The sequence below is a fragment of the Gallibacterium sp. ZY190522 genome, assembly GCF_054166015.1.
In genome coordinates this window covers 1,994,472-2,015,339 of record NZ_CM135118.1, presented here as the reverse complement: position 1 = coordinate 2,015,339, position 20,868 = coordinate 1,994,472, and the positions used below count along the sequence as shown (strand labels likewise).

Below are 20,868 nucleotides of genomic sequence, written 5' to 3'. Positions count from 1 at the left end.
ATAAATTTGTACGTTAACATAAAGATAACGACAATGTTTGTGATTGTTTGCTATTTTGTTTGAGAGTTCTTAAGATAAGCGGATTTCATAGCATATTTATAGTTGTAAGCATAAAACAAAGGAAAAATAATGGCATTAATTTCAAAAACATTTACTGATCTAATGACAATATCACCACAACAATTTGCAGAAAACCAACAGAAAAAAGTGATTGTCGGAATGTCAGGAGGTGTAGATTCATCCGTATCTGCTTATATTCTTCAGCAACAGGGCTACCAAGTGGAAGGCTTGTTTATGAAAAATTGGGAAGAGGATGATGATACAGATTATTGTACGGCGGCGGCAGATTTAGCTGATGCACAAGCAGTATGTGATAAATTAGGTATAAAACTACATAAAATTAATTTTGCTGCGGAATATTGGGACAATGTTTTTGAACATTTTTTAGCGGAATACAAAGCTGGCCGCACGCCAAACCCTGATATTCTGTGCAACAAAGAAATCAAGTTTAAAGCCTTTTTGGAATATGCCGCCGAAGATTTAGGGGCGGATTACATCGCCACAGGGCATTATGTGCGTCGTCGTGGCGATGATGAGAATGCACAGTTATTACGCGGTTTGGATGATAATAAAGATCAAAGTTACTTTCTTTACACATTGAGCCATAAACAGGTTGGACAAAGTTTATTTCCAGTAGGCGAATTAGAAAAGCCAGTAGTGCGTCAAATTGCAGAAGATTTAGGTTTGGTTACTGCTAAGAAAAAAGATTCTACCGGTATTTGTTTTATCGGAGAACGTAAATTCAAAGACTTCTTAGCTCGTTATTTACCGGCACAGCCAGGGGATATTCGTACGGTAGATGGTGAAGTTATCGGTCGTCACGATGGGTTAATGTATCACACGCTTGGACAGCGTAAAGGTTTGCGTATCGGCGGATTGAAAAATGCTGGTGACGAGGCTTGGTATGTGGTAGATAAAGATTTGCAACATAATGAGTTGATTGTGGCGCAAGGTCATAACCATCCGCGCCTATTCTCTAGAGGGTTAATCGCCGGACAATTACATTGGGTTGATCGTAAGCCTTTAAAACAACCTTTGCGTTGTACAGTGAAAACACGTTATCGCCAGCAGGATGTGCCTTGTCAAATTGTTCCATTAAATGATGATTTGATTGAAGTTAGTTTTGATGAACCACAAATTGCGGTGACTCCTGGACAATCGGCAGTTTTCTATTTGGATGAGGTTTGTTTAGGTGGTGGTATTATTGAACAGCGACTAACCTAAAGTAATGAGTTTCGTAAAGGGTTCGTGATGAACCCTTTAGTTTTATCGCCAAATAATGGTTGCTGGAATGATCTGATTTTTTACCGGTTCTTGTTTTAATAAACTTTGTACCATTGCAAAAAGCTGATGAGCAATTTTTTGGTGATTTTGTTGAATAGAATTGATTTTGAACGGTAGACAATTCAGCAACTCATAATCATCAAAAGTGGAAAGGTGCATTGTTCCATCAGACAGATGATGTAATAACTGTTTTTCATTTAGCCATCGAAGAACCCCTTCTAATAATGCGTATGAACCAGTAAATAATGCTTGTGGTAAACGCCCTAAGCGTTGATACAGTTGATCAAAAGCAAAGTAGGCGCTATCAGCATAGTAGGAAGTTTGCATAATCCAATCCGGATTTAACTGTAAATTCGCACGTTGCAATCCTTGTTTAAAGCCGTAAAGACGTGCTGTACTAGGACGTAATTCAGCTTGACCGCCTAGATAATAGATCTCATTTAAATGATATTGTCGGCATAAAGTATCAATAAGTTCAATGACAGCACTTTCATCATCCGTCACAATATAAGGCGTGAGGCTGTTTTGTGTAAAACGGTCGAGTTGAATGACCGGAACATTAATATTGAGCTGGCGATAATAATGCGCATCCGATTTAATCGGTGTTGTAATTAAAAGATCAATTTGACGATCCAATAAACGCTCAATAGCAATTAATTCCTGTTTAGCGTCCTCATCGGTACAGGCGATGATCAGTTGTAATCCATTATCACGACACAACTTTTCTAGGGTTTTTGTTGTTGTGGCAAAACCTAAATTAGAAAAATCAGGAATGACTAAACCGATAGTGTTACTACGCTGTGCCTGTAACGCCTTTGCTACACTATTGGCCTTATAGTGATGTTTTTTAGCAATTTCTAAAATTTTTGCTTGCGTTTCTGGCTTAATCCTAAAGTTATTTCCGTGTCCATTAAGCACCATACTGACGGTAGTTTTTGAAACACCACTTAATTCTGCAATATCTGCGAGAGTAAGCCGTTTATTGTTGATATTCATTAACCTCAATCCTTAATCGAAGTAAATTGGCGAAACTTTGGCACTTGCTATTTTGATTAAAGGCGATATCCATAATAGAGGCTGTTTCTTTTCAATAAAGAAACGGGAAGTCATTGCTTTTTCGCCATCATTTAAAAAGATTTCAATAATAGAATGATCAATAAAAATTTCAATCTTTTGTAGATTTTTAATTCGACAATAACGTTTTGTACCCCATTTCCGCATAGATTCAGATTGTTCACTATGTTCTCTGTTTAAACAGAAAATTCCGTTGTGATAACTGATTTCAAGATATTGATTCAGTTCGTTTTTGAATAATTGTAAGTCAAATGATTGGTTGTTAATTTCAAGTGTTAAGTAACTTTGTGATAGATAAGGAATTTCAATCTTTCCTTGTTGATGATGATGTATTGTGCCGATCTGTTGATAAACCTGTTTCACAGGACGTTGATAGATTTGGTTGTTTTGCAACCAAAGTTTACGTGGCAAAGTTAGCATTGAATGCCATTGATATTGATCGGTAGGATACTGCAAATCAGGTAAACCGCACCAAGCGAATAGGATTTTACTGTCATCATTTAAGCCGGAAAAAGTTTGCGGCGCATAAAAATCAAATCCTTGATCCAGCTCGGAAAATATTTCTACTTGAAAATCAAGATGTTGTAATTTGCCAAGGGCATAAGTAGCGTGATAATTATTTTGAAATTGGGCTTGTTCCTGCTGCTTTCCTTGCGGTGACCAAATGAACAGATCTTTATCTTTTAATTTAGAAAGATCAGGACATTCCCACATAAAAATATTTTTATTATCAAAGGGATGAAGAGCTAATTCGCCTAATAATTTTGGCGTGTCATTCAGATTATCCATTTCAAATAATAATGCTGTACCGGAAAGATCTTGGCGTTGCGCGCCTAAAATAAAACGAATTTTGCCTTCATCAGTAAGGAACGGTTTCGGATCGCGGCAATGTTCAGTATAACCAACTGGTGGTTCGTGCAGTAAAACACGTTTTTCGAGTAATTTACCCTGTTTAGTAAAAATAGCGATATTTTGAAATGGAATACGTTGATTATCCGATTGACGGCGTGTGTTTCCGGTATAAAAAGCGACAATTTGATCTTGATAGAGAATCGCACCGCCGGAATAGCAGCCGTGTGATTCAAAAAGTTGATCGGGAATGAGCAACTCCGCCTGTTGAAAATGAATAAAATCTTTACTGCAATAATGTTGCCAATGTTTCATTCCGTGCAATGCACCGAACGGATACCATTGGTAAAAAATATGATAGTTTTCACCGTCAAAAACCAATCCGTTCGGATCATTTAATAAACCGGTCGGAGGTGCAAGATGATATTGTGGACGATGGTGATGATCACATTGTACTTGTGATGCTAATGTTGTTAATTCATTTTCTTTAGCTGCATATAGATTGCGATATTTGCCTTGATTAAAAATCATCATCTTCCTCCGAATGATAGAAAATTATTGTGATTGAAGTTGTGTTTTTGTTGGCAATGCAGACATTGCACCTTTGGCGGTAGTGGCTAATCCACCGCAAAGATTTGCTTGTTGAATCGCCTGGACAAAAATATTTTGTTGTTGCCAGTGCTGATGTCGAGCTAATGCCTGCAACATACCGCCGACAAAAGCATCACCGGCTCCAGTGGTGTCGATCACTTTTACTTTATTTCCGGCAACTTTTCCTTCAATAGCTTGATAAAAATAGTATGCACCCTCTGCTCCGAGAGTAACTAAAATTAATTTATCTGGATACTGTTGACGGGTTTTACGGGTAGCCAAGCTCAGATCAGGCTCACCGCTTAGTAGACAAATTTCTTCTTCTGAAAATTTAATGACATCGGCGATAGCAATCATTTTGTTCACTTCATCAATCATTTGTTGTTGTGAAGGCCATAAACTAGGGCGAAGATTTGGATCAAAAGAAACAAATCCACCGGCTTGTTTAATTTGCTGTGCTGCTTGTTGTGTGGTGTGGCGTGATGGTTGGTTGATTAAAGCTATGGAACAGAAATGTAGCCATTCACCGGCAGAGAAATGTGGAAGATCTGATTGTTGTAAGAATTGATCCGCACTTGGATTGACCATAAAAGTAAAGGTTCTTTCACCGGTTTCGTCGAGATCAACAATCACGGTTGAAGTGCGATGATTATCATCGAGATGCATAAAATCAGTATTTACTTGTTCTTGCTGTAAAGTAGTTTTCAGAAATAGACCTAAAGGATCATTTCCAACTCTGCCAATAAAAGCACTGTTACCACCTAAACGTGCAATGGCAACGGCAACATTTGCTGGCGCACCACCTGGACAGCGTAAATAATGTTGTTCTCCATCCGGTAATAAATCGACAACGGCATCGCCTAAAACCCATACTGTATTCATAGGTAAAATCCTCTATTGTTTTTTGAACAGTAAAATTGTAGCTAAACCGTTTTAGTTGAGCAATTATATTTGTTGATTTCTATTAAAAAGTGTTAACTGGATCACAAAAATGAAAACTAGTTTATGAATAAAATAGATTTTACTAAAACGTTTTAGCTATAATGCGTGCTGTTGATTACTTAACCAATCTACCCGGAGAGAAAACCTATGGATTTTCCAAAAATTGCAAAAGAGCTCATTGAGAAGTTGGGCGGAAAAGAGAATATCAGTGGCGCTGCACATTGCTCCACTCGTTTACGTTTAGTACTTAATGACGAAAGTAAGGCGGATAAGGAAGGCATTGAACAAATTGAAGGTGTGAAAGGTCAATTTGCCGTAGCAGGCCAATACCAAATTATTTTTGGTGCGGGTACGGTGAACAAAGTTCACGCCGCAATGACAGAAATTTTAGGATTAGGCGATATGACAAAAAGTGATGTCGCTAATTTAAGTGCTGAAAAACAGGGGTTGTTGCAGCGTTTAGTAAAAGGATTGGCGGATATTTTTGTGCCAATTATTCCGGCGATTGTGGCTGGCGGTTTGCTAATGGGGTTAGCGAATGTTTTTACTGCACAAGGTTTATTTATTGATGATAAATCCTTAATTGATGCTTATCCGAATTTGGCGGATCTTGCGGCAATGATTAATACCTTTGCCAATGCACCGTTTGTCTATTTGCCAATTTTATTGGCATTTTCGGCTAGCAGAAAATTTGGTGGTAATCCGTTTTTAGGTGCGGCATTGGGAATGTTGATGGTTCATCCGGATCTATTAAATGGCTGGGGCTTTAGCGCGGCGAGTCTTTCAGGTGATATTCCGTATTGGGATATTTTCGGTTTCCATATCGAGAAAGTGGGATATCAAGGCTCAGTATTACCGGTGTTGGCGGCAACGTGGATTTTGGCTAGATTGGAAAATGGTTTCCGTAAAATTATTCCATCCGTATTGGATAATTTATTAACACCGCTATTAGCCTTGTTTATCACCGGCATTTTAACCTTTACTTTTGTCGGACCAATTACACATAAACTTGGCTTTTTAATTGGAGATGGCTTAACTTGGTTATATGACACAACTGGTTTTATTGGTGGTGCTATTTTTGGTGCTTTCTATGCGCCAATTGTGATCACCGGTATGCATCAAACTTTTATTGCAATTGAAACCCAATTATTGGCGGATATGGCTCATACCGGTGGCACTTTTATTTTTCCTATTGCAGCAATGTCAAATGTAGCGCAAGGAGCTGCCTGTTTAGGGGTGATGTTCTTAATTAAAGATGCAAAAGTGAAGGGAATTGCATTACCATCCGGGATCAGTGCTTTATTAGGGATTACTGAACCGGCAATGTTTGGGGTGAATCTTAAATATCGTTACCCCTTTATTGCGGCAATGGTAGGTTCTGGTGTTTCCAGTGCGTTTATCGCTTTGTTTAATGCGAAAGCACAGGCATTAGGTGCAGCTGGTTTACCCGGCATTATTTCAATTAAACCAGATAGTATCGCTGTATATTGTATTGGTATGTTGATTTCATTTGTGATCACTTTCTCACTAACATTATTATTAGGCTTAAGAGTACAACGTAAAGCAAAATAAAATTACTGATTTTAGCGTTGTTAAAGATCAAGGTAATACAATTATCTTGATCTTTTTTATAAAAAAAAATTAACTTTATGTTAGTTTTTTTCACTAAAAAGAGCAGGTTTAAATAGTGATATGTTCTTAATTGAAACTACTTGTAGTTTATTTCACTAAAATTACCACTTTATTTTAGTGTTTTCTACTAGATAAATTTAAATCATATTTAAGATTTTACTTTTATTATCAAATAAATAGCGTTGACTAATATAACTATTCGATTATATTAAGGTTTCCTATAACAAAATAAAGATAAGTCCTTTAGGAGGGCGGAATGAGTAGTAATACAGCAAAAACAACAAGAGAAACTTTCTCGGGGCGTAAAGCGTTTATTTTAGCGGCTATTGGTTCAGCAGTAGGATTGGGTAATATCTGGCGTTTCCCTTATACCGCTTATGAAAATGGGGGTGGTGCATTTATTGTACCTTATATTATCGCATTGTTAACGGCAGGGATTCCTTTACTTTTTTTGGATTATGCCATCGGACATAGACACCGTGGTTCTGCGCCATTAGCGTTTAGACGTTTGCATAAGAACTTTGAGATTTTTGGTTGGTGGCAGGTATTAGTTAATGTCATCATTGGAATCTATTATGCGGTAGTACTTGGTTGGGCAGCGTGTTATACCTATTTTTCTATAAATGGTGCTTGGGGGGATAAGCCGATAGATTTCTTTATTGGTGAGTTCCTTAAAATGGGCGATATTACACAAGGCGTCAGTTTTGAATTTGTTGGTATGGTTGTTGGTCCTTTAATTGCGGTATGGTTGGTGGCGTTAGCCGTGTTAGCATTGGGTGTGCAAAAAGGTATAGCTAAATCATCCAGTATTTTAATGCCACTTTTGGTGGTAATGTTTGTGATTTTGGTTATTTCAGCGCTTTTGTTGCCGGGAGCTAGTAAAGGTTTGGATGCGTTATTTACTCCTAATTGGGATAAATTATCCGATCCGAGTGTCTGGATTGCAGCTTACGGGCAAATTTTCTTTTCTCTATCTATCTGTTTCGGCATTATGATTACTTATTCTTCCTATTTGAAGAAAGATTCAGATTTAACCAGTTCTGGATTGGTGGTTGGCTTTGCAAATAGTAGTTTCGAATTATTGGCTGGAATTGGTGTTTTTGCAGCTTTAGGTTTTATGGCTGTAGCAAGTGGACAACAAGTGCACGAAGTAGCAAAAGGCGGAATTGGTTTAGCATTTTTTGCGTTCCCAACGATTATTAATAATGCACCATTTGGTTCAATACTAGGTGTGCTATTTTTTGGTTCACTTACTTTTGCCGCATTGACTTCTTTTATCTCAGTTATTGAAGTGATTATTGCGTCAGTGCAAGATAAATTAAAACTTGGACGTGTTGTTTCAACCTTCATTGTAGGTATTCCGATGATGGTTCTTTCTGTTTCTTTATTCGGTACAACAACAGGGTTACCAATGTTGGATGTGATGGATAAGTTTGTTAACTACTTCGGTATTGTTGCGGTAGCGTTTTGTTCATTGGTTATTATTGTGTCCAATGAAAAATTAGGATTGTTAGGAAACCATCTTAACAAAACCTCTTCTTTCAAAGTTGGCTTTATTTGGCGTTTGTGTATTGTTGTTACAACAGGTATTTTAGCGTTTATGTTATTTACTGAAGGTGCAAAAGTGTTCCGCGAAGGTTATGAAGGTTATCCAAACTGGTTTGTAGATATATTCGGTTGGGGAATGGCATTCGGATTGGTGGTAGTCGCCTTCCTATTAACACATTTACCTTGGAAAAATGAAGAAAAATTTGAGGAGGACACAGAATGAGTACGACAGCAATCATTATGATGATTATCTCGCTTGTGATCATTTGGGGTGGTTTATTAATTTCCATTAAACGATTACCTAAAGAATAACTAATTGAAAATAAAAAAGTTTAAGCCATATAATTCAATGTTTTTCGTTGGAGATATGGCTTTTGTTTCTAAAGTATGGAATAGATAAACTGTTGTAAAAAACATCAATTAAAAAATAAATTAAAAAAATCTGCAAAAAAGACTTGCACAAGGTTTTGAAATGCCTATAATACGCCACCGCAACGACGCTGAAGTGTGAAGTTAAAAAGAAAGCGTCGTTTTTTGTTCTTTAAAAAACTATCAGACAATCTGTGTGGGCATTCGTAGATAACAAAAAGAGAACCTGAAAAAGATTCAGGGCGAGGCAAAAGCTAAGTCCAAAAGAAATTATCTTGAATGCTGAAGAATCAATTCAAAACGATGAAGTCAGTGATTTGAGAGCAAGATTAAATTGAAGAGTTTGATCATGGCTCAGATTGAACGCTGGCGGCAGGCTTAACACATGCAAGTCGAACGGTAACATTAAAATAGCTTGCTATTTTAGATGACGAGTGGCGGACGGGTGAGTAAGGCTTGGGGATCTGGCTTATGGAGGGGGATAACCATTGGAAACGATGGCTAATACCGCATAGTATCGAGAGATGAAAGGGGTGGTTACGGTCACCTGCCAAAGGATGAACCCAAGTGAGATTAGGTAGTTGGTGGGGTAAAGGCCCACCAAGCCTGCGATCTCTAGCTGGTCTGAGAGGATGGCCAGCCACACTGGGACTGAGACACGGCCCAGACTCCTACGGGAGGCAGCAGTGGGGAATATTGCGCAATGGGGGGAACCCTGACGCAGCCATGCCGCGTGAATGAAGAAGGCCTTCGGGTTGTAAAGTTCTTTCGGTGGTGAGGAAGGTTAATATGTTAATAGCATATTGATTTGACGTTAGCCACAGAAGAAGCACCGGCTAACTCCGTGCCAGCAGCCGCGGTAATACGGAGGGTGCGAGCGTTAATCGGAATAACTGGGCGTAAAGGGCACGCAGGCGGGACGTTAAGTGAGATGTGAAAGCCCCGGGCTTAACCTGGGAACAGCATTTCATACTGTCGTTCTAGAGTACTCTAGGGAGGGGTAGAATTCCACGTGTAGCGGTGAAATGCGTAGAGATGTGGAGGAATACCGAAGGCGAAGGCAGCCCCTTGGGGAGATACTGACGCTCATGTGCGAAAGCGTGGGGAGCAAACAGGATTAGATACCCTGGTAGTCCACGCTGTAAACGATGTCGATTTGGGGGTTGGGTGTAAACTTGGCTCTCGAAGCAAACGTGATAAATCGACCGCCTGGGGAGTACGGCCGCAAGGTTAAAACTCAAATGAATTGACGGGGGCCCGCACAAGCGGTGGAGCATGTGGTTTAATTCGATGCAACGCGAAGAACCTTACCTACTCTTGACATCCTAAGGAGGCTTTAGAGATAGAGCTGTGCTTTCGAGAACTTAGAGACAGGTGCTGCATGGCTGTCGTCAGCTCGTGTTGTGAAATGTTGGGTTAAGTCCCGCAACGAGCGCAACCCTTATTCTTTGTTACCAACGGGTAGAGCCGGGGACTCAAAGGAGACTGCCAGTGACAAGCTGGAGGAAGGTGGGGATGACGTCAAGTCATCATGGCCCTTACGAGTAGGGCTACACACGTGCTACAATGGTGCATACAGAGGGAGGCGAAGTAGCGATATGGAGCGAAACTCAGAAAGTGCATCGTAGTCCGGATTGGAGTCTGCAACTCGACTCCATGAAGTCGGAATCGCTAGTAATCGCAAATCAGAATGTTGCGGTGAATACGTTCCCGGGCCTTGTACACACCGCCCGTCACACCATGGGAGTGGGTTGTACCAGAAGTAGATAGCTTAACCTATTGGAGGGCGTTTACCACGGTATGATTCATGACTGGGGTGAAGTCGTAACAAGGTAACCGTAGGGGAACCTGCGGTTGGATCACCTCCTTAAAAGAAAGGGTTTGAAGTGTTAGCTATGCGTGTTCACACAGATTGTTTGGTAGGAAGGAAGGTATCGTTAATTGGTCGGAGTCCCCTTCGTCTAGAGGCCTAGGACATCGCCCTTTCACGGCGGTAACAGGGGTTCGAATCCCCTAGGGGACGCCAATTAAGGATATCTTTATGATATTGAACATTGTTCTTTAAAAACGAGACACAAGCTGAAAACTGAGAGAACTCAAAAGAGCGAACTAAAGCCAAGAGGTAGCGTAAGAAAGCGCAAGAATCCTTGAGGTTGTATAGTTAAGTGACTAAGCGTACACGGTGGATGCCTAGGCAATCAGAGGCGAAGAAGGACGTGCTAATCTGCGAAAAGCGTGGGGGAGTTGATAAGAAACGCTAATCCCACGATGTCCGAATGGGGAAACCCGATAGGTGAAGAGCCTATCATTGTTTACTGAATAAAATAGGTAAGCAAGGCGAACCGGGAGAACTGAAACATCTAAGTACCCCGAGGAAAAGAAATCAACCGAGATTCTGCGAGTAGCGGCGAGCGAAAGCGGAGGAGCCAGTGAGTGATAGCAACTGTTTTAGGAGAATTGTCTGGGAAGGCAAGCAAAAGAGGGTGATAGCCCCGTATCCGAAAAAAGAGATGTGGTACTAAGCTGACGAGAAGTAGGGCGGGACACGAGGAATCCTGTCTGAAGAAGGGGGGACCATCCTCCAAGGCTAAATACTCCTGATTGACCGATAGTGAACCAGTACCGTGAGGGAAAGGCGAAAAGAACCCCGGGAGGGGAGTGAAAAAGAACCTGAAACCGTGTACGTACAAGCAGTGGGAGCCTGAAAGGGTGACTGCGTACCTTTTGTATAATGGGTCAGCGACTTATATTTTGTAGCGAGGTTAACCGGATAGGGGAGCCGAAGGGAAACCGAGTCTTAACTGGGCGGTTAGTTGCAAGATATAGACCCGAAACCCGGTGATCTAGCCATGGGCAGGAAGAAGGTTGGGTAACACTAACTGGAGGACCGAACCGACTACTGTTGAAAAAGTAGCGGATGACCTGTGGCTGGGGGTGAAAGGCCAATCAAACCGGGAGATAGCTGGTTCTCCCCGAAATCTATTTAGGTAGAGCCTTATATGAATACCTTCGGGGGTAGAGCACTGTTTCGGCTAGGGGTCCATCCCGGATTACCAACCCGATGCAAACTGCGAATACCGAAGAGTAATGTATAGGAGACACACGGCGGGTGCTAACGTTCGTCGTGGAGAGGGAAACAACCCAGACCGCCAGCTAAGGTCCCAAAGTCTATATTAAGTGGGAAACGAAGTGGAAAGGCTTAGACAGCTAGGATGTTGGCTTAGAAGCAGCCACCATTTAAAGAAAGCGTAATAGCTCACTAGTCGAGTCGGTCTGCGCGGAAGATGTAACGGGGCTAAAATATAGCACCGAAGCTGCGGCATCAAGAGAAATCTTGTTGGGTAGGGGAGCGTTGTGTAAGCTGAAGAAGGTGGTTCGAGAGGGCTGCTGGAGGTATCACAAGTGCGAATGCTGACATAAGTAACGATAAAGCGGGTGAAAGACCCGCTCGCCGGAAGACCAAGGTTTCCTGTCCAACGTTAATCGGGGCAGGGTGAGTCGGCCCCTAAGGCGAGGCTGAGAAGCGTAGTCGATGGGAAATGGGTTAATATTCCCATACTTGGATAAACTGCGATGTGGGGACGGAGCAGGTTAGGTTAGCGTACGGATGGAAGAGTACGTTTAAGTTAGTAGGTGGGTGAGTTAGGCAAATCCGGCTCACCATTAACACTGAGAGATGATGACGAGGCACCAAGGTGCTGAAGTAACTGATACCCAACTTCCAGGAAAAGCCACTAAGCGAAAGGTTTATCTAAACCGTACTGGAAACCGACACAGGTGGTCAGGTAGAGAATACTAAGGCGCTTGAGAGAACTCGGGTGAAGGAACTAGGCAAAATAGCACCGTAACTTCGGGAGAAGGTGCGCTGGCGTAGTGTGAAGTCCGAAGCGGATGGAGCATGAACCAGTCGAAGCGACGAGCTGGCTGCAACTGTTTAATAAAAACACAGCACTCTGCAAACACGAAAGTGGACGTATAGGGTGTGATGCCTGCCCGGTGCTGGAAGGTTAATTGATGGTGTCATCGAAAGAGAAGCACCTGATCGAAGCCCCAGTAAACGGCGGCCGTAACTATAACGGTCCTAAGGTAGCGAAATTCCTTGTCGGGTAAGTTCCGACCTGCACGAATGGCATAATGATGGCCAGGCTGTCTCCACCCGAGACTCAGTGAAATTGAAATCGCCGTGAAGATGCGGTGTACCCGCGGCTAGACGGAAAGACCCCGTGAACCTTTACTATAGCTTGACACTGAACCTTGAATTTTAATGTGTAGGATAGGTGGGAGACTGCGAAGCGGTAACGCCAGTTATCGTGGAGTCGTTGTTGAAATACCACCCTTTAACGTTTGATGTTCTAACGAAGCGCTCGGGACGAGTGTTCGGACAGTGTCTGGTGGGTAGTTTGACTGGGGCGGTCTCCTCCCAAAGCGTAACGGAGGAGCACGAAGGTTGGCTAATGACGGTCGGACATCGTCAGGTTAGTGCAATGGTAGAAGCCAGCTTAACTGCGAGACGGACAAGTCGAGCAGGTACGAAAGTAGGTCATAGTGATCCGGTGGTTCTGAATGGAAGGGCCATCGCTCAACGGATAAAAGGTACTCCGGGGATAACAGGCTGATACCGCCCAAGAGTTCATATCGACGGCGGTGTTTGGCACCTCGATGTCGGCTCATCACATCCTGGGGCTGAAGTAGGTCCCAAGGGTATGGCTGTTCGCCATTTAAAGTGGTACGCGAGCTGGGTTTAGAACGTCGTGAGACAGTTCGGTCCCTATCTGCCGTGGGCGTTGGAGAATTGAGGGGGGTTGCTCCTAGTACGAGAGGACCGGAGTGAACGCATCACTGGTGTTCCAGTTGTTTCGCCAGAGGCATTGCTGGGTAGCTAAATGCGGAAGAGATAAGTGCTGAAAGCATCTAAGCACGAAACTTGCCCCGAGATGAGTTCTCCCTGACAAAAGTCAGTAAGGGTTGTTTAAGACTAAGACGTAGATAGGCTGGGTGTGTAAGCGGTGTGAGCCGTTGAGCTAACCAGTACTAATTGCCCGAGGGGCTTAACTATACAACGCTGAAGGGTTTTTGCGGAGAGCGGAGGCTGAGGAGAAGCGGAAGCGAGGAAAGGCAAGAGCGCGGAGCGAGGGAAGAGAGCGAAGAGAGAAGGAAGTAGACAGCTTGTGTTAAGTTAAAAGGAAGCCGGAAAGGTTAAAGAAAGAACAAGAAGAAAGAGAAGATAGAGAATAAGCAGATACACTGTGGAAAGCAAGAGCAAGAGCAGAAAGTAGGAAAAAGCAGTGTATAGACAGGATAATCCTGGCGGCGAGAATGCAATAGCACCACCTGACCCCATGCCGAACTCAGAAGTGAAATGTTGTCATGCCGATGGTAGTGTGGGGATTCCCCATGTGAGAGTAGGTCACTGCCAGGTTATAAATTAAAGGAAGGAACGCTAACCGAGAGGTTAGCGTTTTTTTATGTTGTTTTACATTAAAGGCTTGCTTTGAGAAAGGTGGAGAATTCTAACGTGAGTCGTTTATATAATGTGTAAAACAGCACGATTTGATACAAAGTATGAGCTATCGAAGAAATTGTTGGAATAATGTACCGATGTAGCTGTTGGTTTAGAAGTTTAAATATGAATGGATGTTAAAAGACGGTTATTCTTCATTAGATGAAGACAAGGAAGATATTAAATGTTACGTGTTTTACTATAATAGAGTGAGACTGTATAGCTATAATCAAGGATTAAGCCAATTTTAGCGAAAAAAACTATCAAGGACTGCTCATTTAGTAGATCACTACATTTTTTGGTTCGTGAGAAAAAAGGAAAACTAAGGCTATCTAAAAATAGGGTTTCAGACGGCATTAAAAATAATGAAAAAGAAGCACCGCACTTTTAAGCCAAACGCTAATAAAAGTGCGGTCATTTTTTCAGCCGTTTTCAGAGGATTGAAGCCTCATCAAATAAACAAGGCAAAAATCAAACCACCAAAGGTTAAGATGAGACTGGAGAAATAGAGTCGAAAGGTAGTCTGGTAGTGGCTGGCTTGTTGCATTCGTTCGGGGTGGGCGAGCAGGCGGTAAAGCACGCTGAGCATCATCACCAGCCCCACCAATAATGAGGCGGTGATGAGTAAATCAGAGAGGCTATTTACCGCAGGTTGGCTATCGTCTGCAGCCGCCCAGCCTGCGAGGAAGTTCAGCAAAAAGCCCATTACGATGCCGATGGAGGCAATCATCGGCTGGCGTAAGTCTTTGAAATTGGGTTGTTTTTCTTCACTCATTCGGGAATTTCCTGCTGGGTGGCACAATGGATTGAGCCGCCGCCGTTGGCGATGCCGTCTGTGGCGATTTGTAGCACAGTGCGGTCTGGGTGGCTTTGGCTGACAATGTCAAAGGCTTCACGGTCGGCATCAGGGTCGCCAAATTGTGGCAAGATGATGCAGCCGTTGGCAACGTAAAAGCCGATGTAGCCTGCGGCGAAGCCGTCTTCATTGAAGCGGAAGCCTTTGTATTGGCGGGCTTCTACGGCAGCTTGCACGGTTTCGTAATTCGGGGCGTGTAGCTCAATCACATTGCGGTGGTGCTGTTTGAGAACACGCAGATTATCGCGGGTTACTGAATAATCCGGTGATTCTGGTTCATCATCAATAGCACAGAGTACGCTGTCGTCATCGGTGAAACGGGCGTAGAAATCAATGTGGGCATCGGTGATGTCACGGGCTTTTAAGCCTTTGAGCCAAGTGATGTTGTTCACGCCCAGTACGCGGTGTAATTCTTGTTCCACTTCGGCTTTGCTGCGGTTGGGGTTGCGGTTATCGTTAAGAATGCAGCTTTCGGTGCAGATGGCGTTGCCTTTGCCGTCCACTTCAATGCCGCCACCTTCCATTACCAGCCAGGTTTTCACTAATGGCGAATGGGTGTATTTGGCGACAAAAGCGGCGATTTTTTGGTCTTTACCGATGGGTTGATCCACAATGCCGTGTTCGCGTTTAGCTGGGTCTTTTCGCCAACCTTCTGCACCTGTGTCTGCCTGTCCCCAGCCGTTGAAATTGAAATCCACGGCGGCACGTTTGCCGTTTTCATCACGCACAAATAGCGGAGCGGTGTCGCGTACCCATAAATCATTAAGCGGGGCGGCGATGAGGTTGATTTTGCCACCTGCTTCGATGTTGGGAATGGCACGCCCGTTGGTAAATACGCCTGTGGCACTATATTCCTGCAAATCAGACTGAGCCAGCTCACTTTTCACCTGTGCTAACACCGCACGGGCTTCCTCCATTTCATTGGGGTTCACCAGCATATTCACGGGTTCAAAACGGGAAAGGTTGGCGGCGATTCGCATTAAATCTGCCCGTGCCGCACGGCGTGCCATTCCATACACCCCTGTCGTCCCCCACGCACCAGCTGTTGCACCATATGCCATCCAAGTGGCTTGATGTGGCGCACTTTCAGACGGCATAAAATATTGGATTGCTCCGCTATTAGTTGCTTGAGCGTGTCGTAAGAAATAAGGCGAAATGGCTAATGCACTCGCTCCAAGTAAAAAATCACGACGTTTCATAAGCTTCTCTCTATAAAAAATTCGGCGAATTATACAACGGCATAAAATGGTAAGCGAGGAAAGTTTGAGGGCTGATGACAAAAGTGCGGTGTTTTTTTTCGGTGATTTTTTATGTTGAGCAAGGGATTAAAGCACCGCATTTCGCCGTGACGAGATGATTTTCTCACCTCACCCAAACCGCCCTAGCAAAATCTCCGCAAGCAAATCAAATACGCGTTTGACTCGTGGCTGTTCGGCTTGGCGTTTAGGGCGATAGAGGTAACACGGCCATTGTTTGCGGGGCAGTTGGGGGAAAAGTTCCACCAATTCACCGCGTTCAAGATAAGGTTGGCACAGTTGGCGGGGGATATGGGCGATGGTTTGCCCCGCCAGCACGGCGGAAAGTTCGCTGCTGATGTTGTTGGTGAGCAGTTTGGGCGGGTTGGGCTGATGGCGGTGTGTGCCAATTTCCCATTGCCAAATGCGTCCGTTGTTGGGGTTAATCAAGGCACTTAAGGGGTAACGGCTAATGAGGTCTTGCCAGTTTTTTGGCTCGCCATAGTGCTGTAACAGGTTGGGGCTGGCAACGATAATGTCTTGTTCTTGCCCGACTTTTTTCACTATCAGACGGCTATCTTGTGGGTTGCCAAAGCGTATGCCCACATCAATTTTGCCTGCCACCACGTCAATCAAGGCGTTGTCGGTACGCCAATGCAGTTGAATATCGGGGAAATCACTTAGGCGGATCAACAGTTGTTGCAACACCTCGTTCATTAAGATGGGGTAATCAGGCAGGGCAATGCGGACAGTGCCACTCAGTGCGTGATTGGGCTGAGGGTGAATCAGCGCTTCGGCATCGGCAAGTAGGCGTTGGGCACGGGGCAAAAACTGGCGGGCAAAATCCGTGAGTTGCACTTGTCGGGTGCTACGCTGAAACAGCACTTCGCCCAAAGATTGTTCCAACTCGCTGATGCTACGGGTAACGCGTTGTGGCGACACGCCCAGCTCGCGTGCGGCGTTTTTAAAATGCAAGGTGTTCGCCACCGTGCAAAAAATATGGAGCAATTCCAGCCTGTTTTTCATCGTCTTTGTTCCTCTTGATGGCGAAAAAATCATAGCAAAGTTCTTCAATTATTCCAAATACAGAAATAATAAATTCCATTTTCTATCATTTTGTTTGCCATTCTGAGAGGCTATAATGGCGACTGTTCATTCAGGGCGTTATACATAACGCCCTATTTTTTAAGACCATAAGGAGTATTTATGTTATCCAACCGTTTACCAGCCGACCACCTCGCTTTGGCGTTGGAACAAGAAAAAACCATTTCCGCCGCCGATTATGAAAAAGTCAAAGCCTTAGCGGGCATTGTTCGCCCTTTGCGTAGCTTTATTTTTAAAACCCCAGCCGCTTACGATATGCCTTTTGAAGAATGGGTGATCCCCTCTGAAGACGGTGTGCCGCTCGAAGCGTGGTTTATCCCAGCCAAAGGCGGAATGAGCGATAAATTGGTGATTTTTAACCACGCTTTGCCGATGTGCCGTGCAGGTTTCCCTGGTCATTTCGGGCAGCCTTGGGCAGGCTTTGACTCGGTAGAAATCGATTTTGTGATTCAATACAAACACCTCACCGATGCAGGCTACAATGTGCTGACCTACGACATTCGCAACCACGGCAACAGCGGAGCGGCGAATAATGGCATCAGTGGTATTGGCAACTGGGAATGGCGTGATTGCGTGGGCGTGAAAAAATTTGTCGATGCCCACCCTGAGCTTTCCAAAATGAAAGTGGCACTGTACAGCCAATGTATGGGCGGTAATTCACAATACCGTGCCATTATGGAACGCCCTGATTTATTTGAAAATGTGCGTTGTATGGTTAGCCCGATGGTGGTGTCGATGGCGGCGATTTATGATGCCTTTTCTGAATTGCAAGGCGTGCAACAATATCAACCCTTGATTGATTTAGAATTGCTCAAAATGGGCGGTTTCACCATGGCAGAAATGACTCCACACCTATGGGCGCACGCGGTGAAAATGCCAACAATGATTGTGCAAGTGTTGGAAGACGCGTGGACACGCAATCCCGAAGACGGTCAAAAAACCTTTGATTTGCTCGGTGCGAAAGAAAAAGAATTGCTGTGGATTGAAAACACACCGTATCGCTTCAAAGACGGCTACAATTATTTTGGTCGCCACCCTGAACAAATCCTCGCCTTTATCAATCGTTATATGGCGGATTAAGCAGTAAACAGAAGAAAAGTATGGTTATTTATAAAAGGCGAACATTTTGTTTTTTATGAGGAAATACTCCATTTTTCAGAATAAGAATAAATAGAAACATAAAATTCCGTAGAAAGAACCATATTTTTCTTTTTAATTTAATCCAAATGCAGTAGCGTAATGAATTTCTCCTTGTGGCATGTTTTTCACCAAGGGTAGTACGCGTAATACGCCTTCAGGTAGCTCAAATGGGGCGCTGATATTGTAGTCCTCTGCTGGCAGATAGCCAAAGCGAGCGTAATAATCAGGGTGTCCTAACACTACAATTGCTGCATAGTTCATAGTCTTAATTTGGCGATGTGCGGCTAAAATCAAAGCTTTCCCCACGCCTTGCCGTTGCCATTGTGGAGCAACAGAGAGAGGCGCTAATGCTAGTACAGACTGTCCACAAATAGTTGCAGGGCTAAATAAAATATGCCCGATGATTTCTCCTGCTTGCACAGCTACTAATTCTAATACTACATCGTGGTTAGCATTCAAATTGTGAACTAAGAGCGATTCTTGTCCGTCGCTTAAAGGCATATCAGCAAAAGCTGCTTGGATTAAGTTTTCAATCGATTGGGTATCTTCTGGACGAGCTTTTCGAACGGTGAATGTTGTCATTTTGTATCCTAATGATTTTTTTTGATAACTCTGAATTTTAGAGGTTTTGATGGTAAAAGACAAAATAAAATGATGTTATTTCTTTAACATCTGATTTGTGTTCATTTCGCCGTTTTTCACTATGTTTGTGGCAAATAAGCATTGTTGTAGATTGACATTGCACTAATTTCCGACAGAGATGAATGTGGGCAGTCTAGTAAGATGGCGTGTTGTAAATGTTTGAATAGTATATAAGATACACAGGAAGAGTATCGCAATACTATAAAGGGAGTGAACAAATAACCGAGTTCTTAAAATGTAAGAAGATACCTATTAATATCACTGTTAAAAACTTATTTTACCTATGTTGTTCCTACAATAGGGGATAATTTAGAATGAATTCAACAATGTTTTTAATTTGGAGGATAAAATGAATAAACCAGCTATCGTATTAGTTCACGGATTTTGGGGTGGTGCAGCTCATTGGAATTTAGTGATCAATGAACTCAAAAAACAAGGTTATACTGATGTTTTTGCTGTGGAAAATCCACTGACCTCACTTCAAGATGATGCGGAACGAACTCGTAAAATGGTGGCTCAGATTCCACGACCAGTTGTATTGGTTGGACACTCTTACGGTGGAGCAGTAATTTCAGAGATGGGGAATATGCCTAATGTGAAGGCTTTAGTGTATATTGCGGCTTTTGCACCTGATGTTGGTGAAAGTGCAGGAGAGATTAGCCAAAAATTGCCACCACAAGCTTTTTCGGCGATTGAAGGGGATAGTGATGGTTATTTATGGATAAAGCGTGAAGAGTATCACCAAAGTTTCTGTCAAGATATTGACGAAAACTTGGCTTATCCGATGTCAGTCACACAAAAAGCGCCTATTGCTTCGACTTTCAGTGATATAGTTACACAACCAGCTTGGAAAGTGAAACCGTGTTGGTATCAAATTTCTTCTCAAGATCGAATGATTCATCCAGACAATCAAAGAATGATGGCGCAGAGAATGAAGCCTCGTAAGCTCATTGAATTAGATGCTAGCCACGCCTCTTTAGTTTCGCAGGTTGAAGCAGTGTCTGCTCTTATTATTGATGCCGCTAATTCGTAGCTAAAAGCCGACAAAAAGCACTATACATTTGTTTTTTCATAAAAAACTGCACCACCCCTTAATGTTGAATAATGAATCCAACTTTTGCGGTGCAGATAATTGATCAAAAAACAGTTTTTATCAAAGCAATAGTTTAAGCATTTGCTGTTTTAGCAAGTTTAGTCCAGTTGTAATAACCATAAAGGGAATTTAATAAATAAGCAGCATACATAATATACATTGCTGCAGTGTCCGCCCATAAGGCAATCGAGAGGACATTGATAATAATCCATAATACCCACTGTTCTCGATAACGTAATAACATTAATAATTGCGCTGCAATTACCATTACGGTGGTAACGCCATCTAGCGATACAGAATTGCCGTCAGTGGTTTTTAAATAGGAGATGAATAGCAAAGAACAGATAGTGATTGCTGAAATGGTGATGAGCCACCCTTTAAAATTCAATGCTTTAGCAGCAACGATTTCACTTTCACCATCTTTCTGCATATTGGCTTTCCATAAAAAATAACCGATAAATTGTGCCGGAATATAAACATACAATGTTGTTGTCATTTCACCGTAAAATTTGTTATCCCAAGCGACATAGAAATAAGTATAAGCAAAGATTAGACCGAAAAAGAAATTACTTATTTTCCCTTTACCAACAAATATAACGCATAAAATACCGGCAATACCGGAGATCATTGCTAATAGAGAATCAGGCTGATGGATATAGGTTCCTATCTGTAATGTAACAAAGAGTACTAGCCAGAAACTCTCAAATTTTGTCCAACCTCCGAACAGCTCTTGTTGAATATTTTTTATAGTTAACATAGGTTCTCCAGTGAATATCATTTTTTCTATTACATTCTATATTTTTTGTTGCAAATATGCATTATTTTTTTCTATAAATTAAATGTTTTCTGTATAAATATAGCTGATATTTTACATTGCTCTCAATGTAAGGAGATTACTGATAAATCTTTTTGGTTTTCCAGACTATTCAGAGTACAATCCGCGCTTATT

The 20,868-nt window shown here is 42.6% G+C and carries 14 protein-coding genes, 1 tRNA gene and 3 rRNA genes; 10 read left to right on the top strand and 8 right to left on the bottom strand.

Going from position 1 to position 20,868, the window contains the following annotated elements:
• The first annotated feature begins 129 nt into the window (after nt 1-129).
• Nucleotides 130-1,284, top strand: coding sequence for a tRNA 2-thiouridine(34) synthase MnmA (gene mnmA / locus ACXPAV_RS09610; RefSeq protein ID WP_458003364.1), 1,155 nt, complete (start codon nt 130-132; stop codon nt 1,282-1,284).
• Nucleotides 1,285-1,326: 42 nt separating this feature from the next.
• On the opposite strand, the gene ACXPAV_RS09605 is transcribed toward mnmA, so the two are convergent.
• Genes ACXPAV_RS09605 through ACXPAV_RS09595 form a run of 3 tightly spaced genes read right to left on the bottom strand, consistent with a single transcriptional unit; the run spans nt 1,327 to nt 4,740 of the window.
• Nucleotides 1,327-2,340, bottom strand: coding sequence for a LacI family DNA-binding transcriptional regulator (locus tag ACXPAV_RS09605; protein ID WP_039135704.1), 1,014 nt, complete (start codon nt 2,338-2,340; stop codon nt 1,327-1,329).
• Between the two features lie 12 nt (nt 2,341-2,352).
• Nucleotides 2,353-3,801, bottom strand: a complete 1,449-nt coding sequence (locus ACXPAV_RS09600) for a glycoside hydrolase family 32 protein (RefSeq protein ID WP_458003363.1) — start codon at nt 3,799-3,801, stop codon at nt 2,353-2,355.
• 21 nt (nt 3,802-3,822) lie between these two features.
• On the bottom strand, nt 3,823-4,740 hold the full coding sequence (locus ACXPAV_RS09595; RefSeq protein ID WP_458003362.1) for an aminoimidazole riboside kinase: 918 nt from the start codon (nt 4,738-4,740) through the stop codon (nt 3,823-3,825).
• A gap of 207 nt (nt 4,741-4,947) precedes the next feature.
• On the opposite strand from ACXPAV_RS09595, the gene ACXPAV_RS09590 reads away from it, so the two are divergent.
• From ACXPAV_RS09590 to rrf, 7 genes are all read left to right on the top strand, one after another.
• On the top strand, nt 4,948-6,372 hold the full coding sequence (locus tag ACXPAV_RS09590) for a sucrose-specific PTS transporter subunit IIBC (RefSeq protein ID WP_458003361.1): 1,425 nt from the start codon (nt 4,948-4,950) through the stop codon (nt 6,370-6,372).
• A 316-nt stretch (nt 6,373-6,688) separates the two neighbouring features.
• Complete coding sequence (locus ACXPAV_RS09585) at nt 6,689-8,203, top strand: sodium-dependent transporter (protein WP_039172334.1); 1,515 nt, start codon at nt 6,689-6,691, stop codon at nt 8,201-8,203.
• Complete coding sequence (locus ACXPAV_RS09580) at nt 8,200-8,292, top strand: methionine/alanine import family NSS transporter small subunit (protein WP_039088854.1); 93 nt, start codon at nt 8,200-8,202, stop codon at nt 8,290-8,292. The genes ACXPAV_RS09585 and ACXPAV_RS09580 overlap by 4 nt, the downstream gene beginning before the upstream one ends.
• A 388-nt stretch (nt 8,293-8,680) precedes the next feature.
• Nucleotides 8,681-10,219, top strand: a 16S ribosomal RNA gene (locus tag ACXPAV_RS09575).
• A gap of 80 nt (nt 10,220-10,299) precedes the next feature.
• Nucleotides 10,300-10,375: transfer RNA gene (locus tag ACXPAV_RS09570), tRNA-Glu, on the top strand.
• Between the two features lie 133 nt (nt 10,376-10,508).
• A 23S ribosomal RNA gene (locus tag ACXPAV_RS09565) occupies nt 10,509-13,405 on the top strand.
• Nucleotides 13,406-13,652: 247 nt separating this feature from the next.
• Nucleotides 13,653-13,768: ribosomal RNA gene (gene rrf, locus ACXPAV_RS09560) — 5S ribosomal RNA — on the top strand.
• Together the 16S, 23S and 5S rRNA genes with 1 tRNA gene alongside form the textbook arrangement of a ribosomal RNA operon.
• A 532-nt stretch (nt 13,769-14,300) precedes the next feature.
• Here rrf and ACXPAV_RS09555 read toward each other — a convergent pair.
• The 3 genes from ACXPAV_RS09555 to ACXPAV_RS09545 form a co-directional block, all read right to left on the bottom strand.
• The gene (locus tag ACXPAV_RS09555; RefSeq protein ID WP_039135692.1) at nt 14,301-14,624 is read right to left on the bottom strand and encodes a hypothetical protein; all 324 of its coding nucleotides are present in this window, start codon (nt 14,622-14,624) and stop codon (nt 14,301-14,303) included.
• Nucleotides 14,621-15,904 carry an agmatine deiminase family protein gene (locus ACXPAV_RS09550; protein ID WP_458003360.1) on the bottom strand — a complete coding sequence of 428 codons (1,284 nt, stop codon included), beginning with the start codon at nt 15,902-15,904 and terminating at the stop codon, nt 14,621-14,623. Before ACXPAV_RS09550 ends, ACXPAV_RS09555 begins: the two co-directional genes overlap by 4 nt.
• Nucleotides 15,905-16,072: 168 nt before the next feature.
• The gene (locus ACXPAV_RS09545; RefSeq protein ID WP_458003359.1) at nt 16,073-16,966 is read right to left on the bottom strand and encodes a LysR family transcriptional regulator; all 894 of its coding nucleotides are present in this window, start codon (nt 16,964-16,966) and stop codon (nt 16,073-16,075) included.
• A 180-nt stretch (nt 16,967-17,146) separates the two neighbouring features.
• Here ACXPAV_RS09545 and ACXPAV_RS09540 point away from each other — a divergent pair, with 180 nt between their 5' ends.
• Nucleotides 17,147-18,124, top strand: coding sequence for an alpha/beta hydrolase family protein (locus ACXPAV_RS09540; RefSeq protein WP_458003358.1), 978 nt, complete (start codon nt 17,147-17,149; stop codon nt 18,122-18,124).
• 132 nt (nt 18,125-18,256) lie between these two features.
• Here the strand turns inward: ACXPAV_RS09540 and ACXPAV_RS09535 are convergent, their stop codons facing one another.
• Complete coding sequence (locus ACXPAV_RS09535) at nt 18,257-18,766, bottom strand: GNAT family N-acetyltransferase (RefSeq protein ID WP_458003357.1); 510 nt, start codon at nt 18,764-18,766, stop codon at nt 18,257-18,259.
• 409 nt (nt 18,767-19,175) lie between these two features.
• Here ACXPAV_RS09535 and ACXPAV_RS09530 point away from each other — a divergent pair, with 409 nt between their 5' ends.
• Nucleotides 19,176-19,859, top strand: a complete 684-nt coding sequence (locus tag ACXPAV_RS09530) for an alpha/beta hydrolase (protein WP_458003356.1) — start codon at nt 19,176-19,178, stop codon at nt 19,857-19,859.
• A 133-nt stretch (nt 19,860-19,992) separates the two neighbouring features.
• Here ACXPAV_RS09530 and pnuC read toward each other — a convergent pair whose 3' ends face one another.
• Complete coding sequence (pnuC, locus tag ACXPAV_RS09525; protein WP_039172582.1) at nt 19,993-20,676, bottom strand: nicotinamide riboside transporter PnuC; 684 nt, start codon at nt 20,674-20,676, stop codon at nt 19,993-19,995.
• Between the last annotated feature and the right edge of the window lie 192 nt (nt 20,677-20,868).

Excerpts from the sequence above, each read along its gene's own strand:
- mnmA (WP_458003364.1), top strand. The coding sequence starts at position 130 with ATGGCATTAATTTCAAAAACATTTACTGATCTAATGACAATATCACCA.
- ACXPAV_RS09605 (WP_039135704.1), bottom strand. The coding sequence starts at position 2,340 with ATGAATATCAACAATAAACGGCTTACTCTCGCAGATATTGCAGAATTA.
- ACXPAV_RS09600 (WP_458003363.1), bottom strand. The coding sequence starts at position 3,801 with ATGATGATTTTTAATCAAGGCAAATATCGCAATCTATATGCAGCTAAA.
- ACXPAV_RS09595 (WP_458003362.1), bottom strand. The coding sequence starts at position 4,740 with ATGAATACAGTATGGGTTTTAGGCGATGCCGTTGTCGATTTATTACCG.
- ACXPAV_RS09590 (WP_458003361.1), top strand. The coding sequence starts at position 4,948 with ATGGATTTTCCAAAAATTGCAAAAGAGCTCATTGAGAAGTTGGGCGGA.
- ACXPAV_RS09585 (WP_039172334.1), top strand. The coding sequence starts at position 6,689 with ATGAGTAGTAATACAGCAAAAACAACAAGAGAAACTTTCTCGGGGCGT.
- ACXPAV_RS09580 (WP_039088854.1), top strand. The coding sequence starts at position 8,200 with ATGAGTACGACAGCAATCATTATGATGATTATCTCGCTTGTGATCATT.
- ACXPAV_RS09555 (WP_039135692.1), bottom strand. The coding sequence starts at position 14,624 with ATGAGTGAAGAAAAACAACCCAATTTCAAAGACTTACGCCAGCCGATG.
- ACXPAV_RS09550 (WP_458003360.1), bottom strand. The coding sequence starts at position 15,904 with ATGAAACGTCGTGATTTTTTACTTGGAGCGAGTGCATTAGCCATTTCG.
- ACXPAV_RS09545 (WP_458003359.1), bottom strand. The coding sequence starts at position 16,966 with ATGAAAAACAGGCTGGAATTGCTCCATATTTTTTGCACGGTGGCGAAC.
- ACXPAV_RS09540 (WP_458003358.1), top strand. The coding sequence starts at position 17,147 with ATGTTATCCAACCGTTTACCAGCCGACCACCTCGCTTTGGCGTTGGAA.
- ACXPAV_RS09535 (WP_458003357.1), bottom strand. The coding sequence starts at position 18,766 with ATGACAACATTCACCGTTCGAAAAGCTCGTCCAGAAGATACCCAATCG.
- ACXPAV_RS09530 (WP_458003356.1), top strand. The coding sequence starts at position 19,176 with ATGAATAAACCAGCTATCGTATTAGTTCACGGATTTTGGGGTGGTGCA.
- pnuC (WP_039172582.1), bottom strand. The coding sequence starts at position 20,676 with ATGTTAACTATAAAAAATATTCAACAAGAGCTGTTCGGAGGTTGGACA.